Origin of the sequence: Corynebacterium sp. AOP40-9SA-29 (assembly GCF_052377405.1) — a bacterium.
GTDB lineage: Bacteria > Actinomycetota > Actinomycetes > Mycobacteriales > Mycobacteriaceae > Corynebacterium.
Genome location: NZ_JBQSWR010000005.1, coordinates 278335 through 290259, shown reverse-complemented (window position 1 = coordinate 290259; position 11925 = coordinate 278335). Strand labels below are relative to the sequence as shown.

Annotated in this window: 12 protein-coding genes; 8 read left to right on the top strand and 4 right to left on the bottom strand. The window is 67.9% G+C overall.

What is annotated here, in order from left to right; all coding sequences use genetic code 11:
* Window positions 1-264 precede the first annotated feature (264 nt).
* Window positions 265-1230 (top strand): L-lactate dehydrogenase, encoded by a 966-nt coding sequence (locus ACT3SZ_RS11060; RefSeq protein WP_444618599.1) that lies wholly within the window; start codon window positions 265-267, stop codon window positions 1228-1230.
* A gap of 7 nt (window positions 1231-1237) precedes the next feature.
* Here ACT3SZ_RS11060 and ACT3SZ_RS11055 read toward each other — a convergent pair whose 3' ends face one another.
* Window positions 1238-2182 (bottom strand): patatin-like phospholipase family protein, encoded by a 945-nt coding sequence (locus tag ACT3SZ_RS11055; RefSeq protein ID WP_444618598.1) that lies wholly within the window; start codon window positions 2180-2182, stop codon window positions 1238-1240.
* A gap of 66 nt (window positions 2183-2248) precedes the next feature.
* On the opposite strand from ACT3SZ_RS11055, the gene ACT3SZ_RS11050 reads away from it, so the two are divergent.
* Genes ACT3SZ_RS11050 through tpx form a run of 3 tightly spaced genes read left to right on the top strand, consistent with a single transcriptional unit; the run spans window position 2249 to window position 4523 of the window.
* Window positions 2249-3016, top strand: a complete 768-nt coding sequence (locus ACT3SZ_RS11050; protein ID WP_444618597.1) for a glycerophosphodiester phosphodiesterase — start codon at window positions 2249-2251, stop codon at window positions 3014-3016.
* A gap of 37 nt (window positions 3017-3053) precedes the next feature.
* Entirely contained in the window at window positions 3054-3998 is a 945-nt protein-coding gene (locus ACT3SZ_RS11045; RefSeq protein ID WP_444618596.1) for a DUF5926 family protein, read from the top strand.
* Window positions 3999-4025: 27 nt separating this feature from the next.
* Complete coding sequence (gene tpx / locus ACT3SZ_RS11040; RefSeq protein ID WP_444618595.1) at window positions 4026-4523, top strand: thiol peroxidase; 498 nt, start codon at window positions 4026-4028, stop codon at window positions 4521-4523.
* Window positions 4524-4557: 34 nt separating this feature from the next.
* Here the strand turns inward: tpx and ACT3SZ_RS11035 are convergent, their stop codons facing one another.
* On the bottom strand, window positions 4558-5871 hold the full coding sequence (locus ACT3SZ_RS11035) for an LCP family protein (RefSeq protein WP_444618594.1): 1314 nt from the start codon (window positions 5869-5871) through the stop codon (window positions 4558-4560).
* Between the two features lie 55 nt (window positions 5872-5926).
* Between ACT3SZ_RS11035 and ACT3SZ_RS11030 the strand changes: the two genes are divergently transcribed.
* From ACT3SZ_RS11030 to ACT3SZ_RS11020, 3 genes are read left to right on the top strand one after another with little or no spacing between them, the layout of a single operon-like run.
* Window positions 5927-6331 (top strand): SdpI family protein, encoded by a 405-nt coding sequence (locus ACT3SZ_RS11030; RefSeq protein ID WP_444618593.1) that lies wholly within the window; start codon window positions 5927-5929, stop codon window positions 6329-6331.
* 52 nt (window positions 6332-6383) lie between these two features.
* A complete protein-coding gene (locus tag ACT3SZ_RS11025) occupies window positions 6384-7463 on the top strand; it encodes an ABC transporter substrate-binding protein (RefSeq protein WP_444618592.1) in 1080 nt (359 codons plus the stop codon).
* 53 nt (window positions 7464-7516) lie between these two features.
* On the top strand, window positions 7517-7786 hold the full coding sequence (locus ACT3SZ_RS11020) for a ribbon-helix-helix protein, CopG family (RefSeq protein WP_444618591.1): 270 nt from the start codon (window positions 7517-7519) through the stop codon (window positions 7784-7786).
* Window positions 7787-8086: 300 nt separating this feature from the next.
* Here the strand turns inward: ACT3SZ_RS11020 and ACT3SZ_RS11015 are convergent, their stop codons facing one another.
* The gene (locus ACT3SZ_RS11015) at window positions 8087-8953 is read right to left on the bottom strand and encodes a GDSL-type esterase/lipase family protein (protein ID WP_444618590.1); all 867 of its coding nucleotides are present in this window, start codon (window positions 8951-8953) and stop codon (window positions 8087-8089) included.
* A gap of 417 nt (window positions 8954-9370) precedes the next feature.
* On the opposite strand from ACT3SZ_RS11015, the gene ACT3SZ_RS11010 reads away from it, so the two are divergent.
* On the top strand, window positions 9371-11026 hold the full coding sequence (locus ACT3SZ_RS11010; RefSeq protein ID WP_444618589.1) for an AMP-binding protein: 1656 nt from the start codon (window positions 9371-9373) through the stop codon (window positions 11024-11026).
* A 127-nt stretch (window positions 11027-11153) separates the two neighbouring features.
* Here ACT3SZ_RS11010 and ACT3SZ_RS11005 read toward each other — a convergent pair whose 3' ends face one another.
* Window positions 11154-11921 carry a CPBP family intramembrane glutamic endopeptidase gene (locus ACT3SZ_RS11005; RefSeq protein WP_444618603.1) on the bottom strand — a complete coding sequence of 256 codons (768 nt, stop codon included), beginning with the start codon at window positions 11919-11921 and terminating at the stop codon, window positions 11154-11156.
* Between the last annotated feature and the right edge of the window lie 4 nt (window positions 11922-11925).

The window sequence follows — 11925 nt, the reverse complement described above, 5'->3', positions numbered from 1 at the left end:
CTCGTAGACAGCCATGGTTGAAGATCCTTCCGTTGCGGGTAATCGTTAATTCCGTCCACCAGTCTGGTCAGTTTCCGGCCCGCTCGCAATGATTTGCCTATTGAATCGCGAAGTTCAATAGAAAGAACAAAAGGGATGAGGTCATAAAGGTCTCGTCACCTGCGCCGATCGTGCGCTCGGCGTACCCTGGGGTTCGATTCACGGCGGCATGCTCGCGCCGACTCGCACCGACTGACACCGACCAGCACCCGACAGGAGCAGCCCATGAGAGCCAGCACAGGTACGAGAATCGTTCTGATCGGCGCGGGGGACGTGGGCGTGGCCTACGCCTACGCGTTGGTGAACCAGGGGCTCTGCGACCACCTGGTCATCATCGACGTCGACGAGCGCAAGACCTGGGGCCACGTCCAGGACCTCAACCACGCCGTCCCGTGGTCCGGGCACGGCACGCGGGTCTCCCAGGGCGACTATTCCGACTGCGCGGACGCCTCCATCGTGTGCATCTGCGCCGGCGCGGCCCAGAAGCCGGGGGAGACCCGCCTGGACCTTGTGGGCAAGAACGTGTCGATCTTCCGCGACATCGTGGGCAAGGTGCGCGACTCCGGATTCGACGGTGTCTACCTGGTCGCCTCCAACCCGGTGGACATCCTGTCTTACGCCACCTGGCGGATCGCCGGGGTGCCGTCGAACCAGGTCATCGGCTCGGGCACGGTGCTGGACACCGCCCGGTTTAGGTCCGCCCTCGGCGAGTACTTCCAGGTCTCGCCGACCTCGGTGCACGCCTACGTGATCGGTGAACACGGCGACACCGAACTGCCCGTCCTGTCGGCGGGCACCGTCGCCGGCGTCCCGCTACCGGTGCGTCTGGCCCAGTCGCCGGACGGTGGGGACAGCGTGGCGGAGATCTTCCGCCGCACCCGCGACGCCGCCTACGAGATCATCAACGCCAAGGGCTCCACCAGTTTCGGCATCGGTGTGGGCATGGCGCGGATCAGCCGCGCGGTGCTGCGCAACGAGGACGTCGTCCTACCGGTCTCTGCGCTGGTGGACGGCCAGTACGGCCGCGGGGACGACCCGGCGCTGTACATCGGTACCCCGGCGGTGGTGAACAGCCGCGGTATCCGCGAGGTCATCGAGCTCGATCTCGATGACACCGAGCAGGAGCAGTTCGACGCCTCCGCCGGCACCCTGCAGGAGGTCATGACGGACGCCGGAGTCTTCGAGCTCTAAAGACCCGCTAGACCCGCAGGAACCGCCGGATCAGCGGCATCTCCTCGCGCGCCTGCGCGAGCCCGGCCTCGTAGGTCTCCGCCAGCTCATTGAGCTTGCGGGTGCCATTGCCCAGAGGCATGCGGTGCGGGGCGAAGATGTAGGCCTTGCCGCGGCGTTCCTGCTCGAAGATCCAGTCGCGCGTGCGGTTGTAGCGCGCGTGCCGGTCCAGCATCGACTGCGCCAACGCGGGGTACTGCGGGAACGCCTTCTTCACGAACCAGGTGAACCGGGAGGCGCTCTTGCGGTAGGAGCGGGTGCGGGTCATGACCACGAGGAACCGGTCAAAGCCCTCCATCTCGATCGCGGAGTCCACCGGGATGCCGCCGGTGGAACCGAAGGCGCCGTCGAAGTAGGTCTCCGTGCCGATTTTCGTCGGCGGCATGACGATCGGCAGGGACGCCGAGGCACGCGCGTGCCGCAGGAAGTCGTCCAACCCGTTCATGTCCTCGCGCGACCAGTGCACGGTCTCACCGCTGCGCCCGTTGAACCCGGAGATCCGGAAGTTGCCGGGGCTGGCCTTGATGGCGTCCCAGTCGGGGACCATGCTGCGGTCCTCGACCTGGGCGTCGGGCCCGAAGATGTAGCGGGCGTTGAAGAACCCGTCGCCGCGCAGGAACGGGCGGATGCCGCCGAACAGGGGATCGCCGGGGAATACGGTGAAGTAGTCGCGGGCCAGGCGGGTGTCCTTGGACAGGTATGTGGCCACGTGCACCGCGGAGGCGGAGTTGCCGTAGGCCCAGTCGAACTGGATGCCCTCCTCCAGCAGTGCCTGCACCATCGCCGAGGAGAACGCCGCGCGCATCGCCCCGCCCTCGAAGACCAGGGCGGTGTCGCTGACCGACCTGCTCGGGACGCCCCGTCCCGGCCCCACTCCCGGCGTGGGGCGCCCGACTGCCGGATAATCTTCCACGGGGATTCATAGTACAGTGCCGGCGGCGGCACCACCGTGGGTATGCGGTAACAGCGTGCGGTAACAATGGTGGGCGTGAAGATCATCGCGCACCGTGGGGCGAGCGGTTACCGCCCCGAGCTCACCCTGGCCGCCTATGAACTCGCCGTGGAACTCGGCGCCGACGGCCTGGAAGGCGACGTCCGGCTCACCGCCGACGGCGTGCCCGTCGTCATCCACGATGCCACCGTCGACCGCACGTCCGACTCCACCGGCACCGTGGTGGATATGACGCTGGCGCAATTGCGCGAGGTCAATGTGGGCACCGTGCAGCGTCCCCAGCAGATCATGACCCTGCGCGAGCTGCTGGAATTCGTGGCCGACGTACGCACCGCGACGTACCGTCCTGAACTCTTCGTGGAGACCAAACGCCTCGGCAGCGCTGCTGAGCGCGACGGACGCCTGGAGGCCGCGGTGAACCGTGAGCTGCACGCCACCGGCCTGGCGCAGGAGGACGCCGGGGTGCACCTGATCTCCTTCGACCATGGTTCCCTCGCCCGCTTCGCCGCGATCAACCCGCAGATTCCGCGGATCTACCTGCGCAAGGAGTACCGGATGTGGCGTCTGGCGAAGCATCTGGAGCCCGCCGGCGTGGCGCAGAGCCAGGGGTTCTCCATCGCGCGCGCCCGGCAGGCGCCGCAGGACGTCGCCGGCGTCGGCGACTCCACCTACGTATTCACCGCCAACCGGCAGGACGACCTGCTGTGGCTGCACCGTCACGGCGTGCGGTGGGCCGCCACCGACTACCCGGACCGCGCGCGCGAGGCGCTGCGCGGCGCGGTGACCCTGCGGTAGCGGCGATCGCGGCGGTGCACCGGCTAGACTGTGCCCCGTGGCTAAGAAGAACAGGAAGAACCAGAACCAGGACGACCTGCCGGAGGGCATGAGCCGCCGGCAGGCGAAGCTCGCCAAGCGCGCCGCCGAGCGTGCCGCGCTGGAGCGCGACCCGCGGCCGTACGACGGGTTCGCCGCCGAGGCCGACCTGATCGCGCTGCAGGAGTTCGTCCCCTCGGCACTTTTCACCGCCGAGACCGTGTCGGACGCCGGCTTCACCCGCCCGGTGACGGTGTGCACCGTCCTGCCGGGTGCGGCAGCGGCGCTGGTGCGTGCCGAGGAGGAGGGCGGCGAGGCGTTCGTCGCCCTGCAGACCCAGCACCGTGGCGACAACCCCAACCGCGACCTCGCCTTCGCCCTGAACTGGGTGAAGGACGCCGAGCCGGGCACCAGCCTGGACGTGGCCGTCGCCGACGGCTCCGAGCCCGCACTGGCGGACCTGCTCGTCGCCGGCCAGACCCCGTCCATCGAGGTTCGTGAGGACTTCAACTGGTGGCTCACCGAGGACCAGCGGGCCAACCCGCAGGTCGTGGCGACCCTCGACCAGGCGAATGCTTCGGTGCTGCCGAGCGTGCGCGTGGACGCCGACGTCACCGGTTCCGCCTGGTGGATCGACCCGGGTGAGAAGGCCCACATCCGCTGGGTGCGTCCGGAGACCGAGGCGCAGCTGCTGCCCGCCCTGGCGCGCGTGCACGCCGCCGGCCAGCTCAACCTGGGTGAGGACACCCGCTTCGCCGGTGTCTTCCGCACCCACGGCATCCTCGTGCCGGTCTTCGACCTGGACAACACCGTGGACGCCTCCGAGTTCGCCGCCCCGCTCAAGGAGCTGGACGAGCGCATCGCCGCAGCTCTGACCGAGCTTTCCGGGGACTCCTCGCCGCTGACCGGTGAGGAGCAGAAGTCGCGTCAGACGATCGTCGCCCGCGAGGTCACGATCCGCTGACGGGCATTCTGTGCCACCATGGGTGGCATGGCTGATACCGCATTCCAAGGAACCCCCGCCCACACCGTTGGTGACCTGCCCGCCGTCGGCGAGCAGGCACCCAACTTCACCACCGTCTCTGCCGAGCTTAAGGACGTCAACGGCGACTCCCTGCGTGGCAAGCGCGTGGTGCTCAACATTTTCCCCTCGGTCGACACCGGCGTGTGCGCCGCCTCCGAGCGCGAGTTCAACAAGCGCGCCTCCGGGCTGGAGAACACCGCCGTGGTGTCCGTCTCCAAGGACCTCCCCTTCGCCCTGGGCCGCTTCTGCGCCGCGGAGGGCATCGAGAACGTCGAGGCGACCTCGGCGTTCCGTTCCTCCTTCGGCGAGGACTTCGGCGTGACCCTCACCGACTCCCCGCTGGCCGGCCTGCTGGGTCGTGCCGTGCTGGTGCTGGACGCCGAGGGCACCGTGCTGCACTCCCAGCTCGTCCCGGAGATCACCACCGAGCCGGACTACGACGCCGCGCTCGCCGTCCTGAACTGAGCAGGCTTGAGCTGACCTGCGCTGACCTGAACGGTCAGCGCATGTCGCTGAACAGCTCCTCGGCGGCCTCGTCGTCCCACAGAACCACGCTGCCGGCGTCGGTATCGGCGAAGCCGCCGACGGGCACGGTCTGTTGGTCCGCACCGCGGATCATGCCGAACGCCAGGCGTGCCAGGTGCCACACGTGGTCGCCCTCGTCCACGGTCAGTGCCTCGGAGAAGGCGTTGATCAGGGGCAACGCCCGGAACGGATTGGCCAGTGTGCCGAAGGACCCGACCTTGGAGACCACGGCGCTGAGGAACTCGCGCTGACGCTCCACCCGGTCGAGGTCCCCGTTCGCCGAGGTATAGCGGGTGCGCACATACCCCAGGGCCGTGGGCCCGTCCATCTCCTGGCAGCCGGCCTCCACGTTGAGGCCGGCCATCGGGTCGTCGATGGCCTCGGCGGGGCACAATTCCACACCGCCGACGGCGTCGACGATCTTGCCGAAGCCGCCGAAACCGATCTCCATGTAGTGGTCCATGCGCATGCCCGTGGCCTGCTCCACGGTCTGCTGCAGTAGTTGGGGGCCGCCGTAGGAGAAGGCGGAGTTGATCTTGTCCTGGCCGTAGCCGGGGACGTCCACGTAGGAGTCGCGGGGGATCGACACCATGGTGGGCTTGCCGCCGAAGGTGGGGACGTGCACCACGATGATCGTGTCGGTGCGCGCACCCTCGTCCGAGAGGTCGCCGGCGGCGTAGCGTTCGCCGTCCTCCTCGCTCATGCCCACGCGGGAGTCCGAGCCGACGAGCAGCCAGTTCGTCCCGGAGGTATTGCCGATGCGTCCCTCGTAGTCGGTGAGGGCTTCGATGCGGTTGATGTGCGAGTCAACCCACCAGGCGGTGCCGGCGACGACGAGCACGATGACCAGCAACAACGCACCGATGATGCGCAGCGGGCGGATGCGCCGCTTCTTGCGGGGACGGCGCGGCTGCGCAGGACGCTCCGCTGGCTCGGCAGGACGCTGCGGCGGCTGCTGCTGGTACGGCTGCTGGTACTGGTTCTGGTTCTGGTACTGCTGCGGCGGCTGGTAGGGAGCCGCCTGCGGCGGCTGCTCCGGCTGCCGGCGGTACTGCGGCGGTTGCGCCGCCGGTTCCTGTCGTGCCCGCGGCGCCTCGTGGCGTCCTGCGTTCCCGGCGCTCCCAGCGCCGTCCCCGTAGGTGCGGGTGGCGTCCTGCGGTGGCGGGACCGGTGCCGACGACCGGCGGGGGACAGGACGACCGTACCGGTCGAGGATCGGGCGGCCGTTCCTGTCGCGGGCGACGGAGTCCCGGGAACTGCCGTCGTTGTCGGGAGAGGTTGGTGACATGGGGACATACTACGGGCTGGAGGGGCCGAAAACGGAGTCCAGTAGGATGCTGAGCATGAGTGATTCTTTGATGGCCGTGGCATTTCCCGCGGTCATGGCGGTGGTGCTGGCCATGGTCGTCTCGCAGGTGACGAAGGCCGCTGCCAGGGGAGACCTGCCGCGTTCCGGCGCGGTGGGGATCAGGACATCCGCCACGAAGTCCAGCGACGACGCCTGGGAAGCGGGGCACATTGCGGCCGAGCCGGTCACGCGGAGGGTGACGCTGGGGGTATCGCTGCTGGCGTTCATCGTCATCGTCCTATCCCTCTTTTTCGACGGCGCATGGGTCACCGCGCTGGGTGTGGTTCCGTTCGTGGTGGTTGTGGTCAGCCTGGTGCCGGTGACGGTGACGGCCAACCGCGCGGCTAAGGAGGCTGTGGCCCAAGCGAAGGCGAAGCCGAAGAAGGGGAAGAAGCGGTAATCTCGCAGTCGCGCGGTCGCCCGGCCGACGCCTGACCGAGAAGGATGCGCCAGTGCTTTCATCATCACGCCCCGTCCACCGTTCCCGCCGTGTGCTGGGGAGCCTCACGGCCCTCGCCGCGGCCACCGCGCTCACGCTGACGGCGTGCAGCTCGCAGGACGAGCAGGACGACCAGGCCGGCGGGGAGACTGCCGCCACGGACTTCACCCCGGTCACGTTCACCACGCCCTGGGGTGAGAGCACCCTCGAAGCACCGCCGGAGCGCATCGCCGCGGTCGGCTACAAGGACCCCGACATCATCGCCTCGATGGGGCAGAGTCCGGTGATCTGGCCGGAAAACACCCCGAAGCAGGAGGTGTGGACCGTCGACGCCCTGGAGGACACCGACGGTGGCGTCCCCGACACGACCTTCGCCTACAACGGGGACGGGATGCCGCCGTTGGAGGAGATCGCCGCCGCCGAGCCCGACCTTATCGTCGCCAGCCAGCTCGACCTTGAGGACGTGTACACGCAGCTCTCGGGCATCGCCCCGGTCATCGCCGCAGAAGACATGGAGGACGTGGCGGGCAACTGGCAGCAGACCCTGACCAATCTTGGGGAGGCCCTTGGTGAGGAGGAGCGCGCCGACCAGGTCATCGAGCAGACCGAGGACGCCGCCGTGGCGATCCGCGATGAGCACCCGGAGTTCGCCGGGAAGACGGTCTCGCTGATCCAGTACTTCGGGATGGACGAGATGCGGATGCTCAATCCGTCTGGCACGGATGCCGCGACGCTGTTCGGCGACATCGGTTTCGAGGACGACCCGGACACCGCCGAGCTCAAGGGCGTGCAGCTCAGCGCCGAGCGGGTGGACGACTTGGCCGCCGACGTGATCGTGGTCCTGGACAACTCGGACGGCGAGGCCGGGGACCTGGAGGATAGTGCGGTGTTCCGCAGCATCCCCGCGGTGCAGGACGGCCAGGTGCTGATGATCACGAACAACGCCTTCAAGGAGGGCAACGAGGCATCCTTCGAGGCGAACGGGGAGCACTACGAGGGCAACCTGGCGTGGGCTGTGGCCTACCCCGGTCCGCTGTCGTCGCGCTGGGCGCTGGACACGCTCGCCCCGCTTCTCGCCGATACTGTGGCTTAGGCCCTGGGCTGATGCCCCGATCTGCCGCGATGGTTTTCGTATACGATAACCACATGAGTGAGCACCTGCTGCACGGAGAACCTGTGACTGACGAGCAGGTTCAGCAGTGGGCTGACGAAGCCGAGGCTGGCTACGACTTGTCGAAACTGCCGGCACCGCGGCGGGGTCGGCCCACTGTCGGCGATGGTCCCGGCACGGTGGTCCCGGTTCGCCTCGATGAAGCGACGATCGCCGCCCTGACCGAGCGTGCGAAGGCCGAAGGGATCACTTCACGCTCGGAGGCGATCCGGGCAGCAGTGCGCCAGTGGACAGGCCTCGCTTGAACTTCACCAGTCCGCCCGAAAGCATTACCGCCGCGACCGGTTGACTGACGGTGACTTGTGAGCGCTCGGGCGATTCATGTCGCACGGGAGAATCGGTCACGCTGGGCCATGGCTGACTGATGCCTCGCACTGACTGCAGTCATCGCACCCCATAAGTTCCTGATCGGCATAAAACCCCAGGTCACATTTACTTCGGCGTCTTATGAGGTGCGAAGGGTGGGGAGGGGACACGCAATGACGCGGGGCCCGCCGGTCAGATGACCGGCGGGCCCCGCGTCGGGAGGGGCTGTTCGCCCGATATTAGGCGGCGGCTGCGGCGCGGCCCATGGCGCGCAGTCCGACGTCCGTCATGTGCAGCGGCAGGTTGCGGCGCTGCGAGGTGGTGTCGATCAGGCCGACGACCCACCGGTCGTTGGAGCACATCTCGTGCCCGTTGCTCGGACCCTTGAGGTCGACGAACTGGCCGCCGGCGTCGTTGGCACCGGCGCGCAGGGCACGCTCCAGGGCCCACTCAATGTCGGAGACCTGGAACAGTGCGCTGGGAACCTGCACGTTGGGGATGATGTTGATCGGGCAGACCTGGCCGGCACCGTTGGTGATGTGCGGGAAGCCGAGAACCTTCACGTTCGCATTCGGCGCGGCAGCCTTGACCTGGGCGACGGTGCGGTTGACCGAGGCGCGCAGCTGGGACTCGATCTGGGAGACCGGCATCTGATCGCCGAGGACGTAGGGGTAGGTGTCGTTGGCACCGGCCCAGATGACGACCTCGCTGGTGCCGGCGTTCAGGGCGCCGCCAGCCTGGGCGCGCCGGGCCTGCTCGCTGACCTGCATGCCGCCGGTGCGGTAGGAGCCGCCGGCGCAGGAGTAGTTGTCGACGCTCTTGCCGGACGCCTGCGCGTAGGAGTTGGTGAACCGGTTGTCCGTGCCGCAGCCCGACCCACTGAGGATCGGGTCAGGCAAGGGCAGCCCCTTGCCGGCCAGGAAGTTGTAGAGGTCCGGGTTGGCGACGACGGAGTCGCCGAGGACCACGGTGTTGCCGGGTGCGGCCTGGCTTTCCGGTGCCGAGAGCAACGTCCCGGACAGGGCCGCGACGGTGGCTACGGCGGCGGCTGCCAGCCCGGCGATGCGGCGTCCTGCCCGCGACGCGGTGCGGTGTCGTGCGCTCATTGCTGAGGTTCCTCTCGTGAAACGTGTCATGTGGTGTCCCGACGTGTCCCCGACAGGTCGTGGACGGATCCGGTCTCCTTAACCGTTCCCTGGGGCAACGACGTTACATTAGCGTGACTTTAACCGCTAATCTTCGGAAATGTAACCCCTGGGGTTAAAGTTACTGATGGTGCAGAAGTGAATCAGGGGTGTCGAGCCCCCCGACGGCGGACGGGTAACATTATCCCTCCATATGTCGGTATGGTGGGCGAAAGTAATTGCACACACCGGACCCTCTCGCCGTCGGCGGCTGCCGCGCCCCGACTTTCGCCACACCCTGTCCCGGCGTACCTTGCACGGGACACCACGCCCCTGTAACGAACTTCGGCAACGAACTTCAGTAACCACACGTGTAAACAACATAGTAAAGGAGAGACAGTGTTCGATCAGCTGTCCTATGACCTCAAAGGCGCTGTCAAAGGAGCCAAGGCCTTCGTAGATACCGGATTCCTCAAGGGGTCCACTCCGGCCGGAGGCCTCGGCGTTGCCAAGGCCCTGGGACGCTACGGCACCAGCCTCGCCGGCCTCCTCGAGGGGTCGACCGCGCGGTTCCCCTCCCGTCTGGCGCTGGTCGACGACCAGGGTGAACTGACCTACCAGGAGCTCACCAATTACTCCCGGCTCACCGCGCACACCCTGGCCAGCCACGGCATCACCTCGAAGAGCCGCGTGGGCATCATGGCCCGCAACGGCCGCGGCTTCCTCATGCCGCTGGCCGCCAAGGGCTACCTCGGCTACACGGTGTTCCTGCTGAACGTCGGTGCCAGCAAGCACCAGATCGCCGAGCTTGTGCGCGAGCACGAGCTCGACGTGATCTTCTACGACTCCGAGTTCGACGACCGTTTCCCTGAGGATCCGGCCGAACTCGCCGACTTCGGTGTCACCCTCGTCCACGCAGACGCTGCCGAGGGGCACCGCACCGACATCGACTACCCCACGATCGAGGACTTCTGGGCCAACCCCGGCCCCGCCGACGATCGCTTCCCGACCCGCCCGGCCCAGGGCGGCGTCGTCCTGATGTCCTCGGGTACCAGCGGCACGCCGAAGGCCGTCGCGCACAGCGAGCCGAGCTTCCCGGTCGGCGTCCTCGGCCCCGTCCTCAACGGGCTGGACGTGAAGGCCGGCGACCGCCTGCAGCTCACCGCCAGTCTCTTCCACGTGCTGGGCTGGGGCGCGGCCGTGCTCGCCGTCACCGCAGGCTGCACCCTGGTTACCCAGCGCGTGTTCACCCCTAAGGTGGTGCTGCAGCAGGTCCAGGACTACAAGTGCACCGGCATGCTGAGCTCCGCGGTCTTCCTCAAGGATGTGCTTGCCGAGGACGACGGCTCCTACGACCTGTCCACGATGACCTGGATCCTCAACGCCGGCAACGCCATGAGCGAGGACCTCGTCCGCGGCCTGCAGGAGCGCTACGGCAACATCCTGTCCAGTGGCTACGGTTCCACCGAGGGCCTGCTCGTCGCCTACGCCACCCCCGAGGACCTGGCTGAGGATCCCACCACCGCCGGCCACCGCGTGTGGAACGGCCGCCTGGAGCTGCTCGACCCGGAGACCGGCCGCGAGGTCGCCCCCGGTGAGGTCGGCATCATCCACGCGCACAACGCCATGTCGATGAAGGGCTACCTGGGCGACCGGGACAAGCCCGAGTACCGCGACGGCATGCTGGACCTCGGCGACAAGGGCATCGTTGACCCGGTCAGCGGGCGGCTGCGCGTGCTGGGCCGTAATAACGACATGATCATCGTCGGTGGCGAGAACATCTGGCCCACGTCGGTGGCGGACATCATCGACCGCGTCGACGGGGTCTCGGAGTCCTACTGCGTGGGCGTGGAGGACGACGAGAAGTTCCAGCGGGTCAAGGCCTACGTCGTCATCGACGGCACCGTGGGTGTCACCGAAGACGACATCCGCGACCACGTGCGGGACAACTTCATGGCCCCCGCCGTCCCGCGCGACGTGGTCCTGCTGGACCAGCCGTTGCCGCGCAACCCGATCGGTAAGGTCGTCAAGCGCGAGCTCACCGTCTTCGGCTGAGCGAGTCCGGCCGGGACCTCACCGGTCCTGTCATTTGAGTCGTCCCCCAGGTCAGAAAACAGCGGTTTTTGTGACCTGGGGGACGACTCAGATGACATCAGGCCCACAGCACCCCGGGGTGTGCCCGTCACAATCCTGGCGTGGACCCCAGCACCTGGTAGCCGACGAAGGCCACGGTGTCGATCAACCCGTGGGCGATGATCAGCGGCCACACCCGGCCCGTGCGGTAGAAGAACCACACGAACACCAGACCCATCACCATGTTCCCCAGGCCCGCGGAGTACCCCTGGTAGAGGTGGTAACTTCCACGCAGCACGGCGGAGGCGAGGAACACCCACACCCACGGCACACGCAGTTGGCGCAGCCGACAGCACAGCCACGCCACCACCAGGATCTCCTCGGCGAAGCCATTGGCCCAGGAGTTCATCACCAGCAGGACCAGGTCCTGCACGCTGCGGTCCAGCCCGGTGGGCACGACCTCCTTCGACAGCCCCAGCTGCACCGCGCCCACGTAGAACGCCAGTCCGGGCACCCCGATCAGCGCGGCAAGTCCCGCGCCGGGCAGGGCGTCGCGCCACCGGGGACGCAGGGACAGCGCCGGCGGGACGTGGCGGAGCAGCAGGAACAGGGCGAGCCCGCCCCAGGCGACCAGCACTCCGGTGGAGATCAGCTGGAAGGCCGGATCCAGCCACGCCAGCGTGGACTGGCGGGCATTCAAGGTGGTGGTCTGTTCGTTGAGGTTCTCCGGGCGGGTCGCGGCCTCCAGCAGCCGCAGCGCCGAACGCACGCCGGACGCACCGAAGGTCACCGCCAGGACGATGAGCAGTTCCCACCGGATCGCCCGGCGGTCGGCGGGACCGGCAGGCTCGGCCGCCGTGAACGTCGCGCCAGTCACCCCA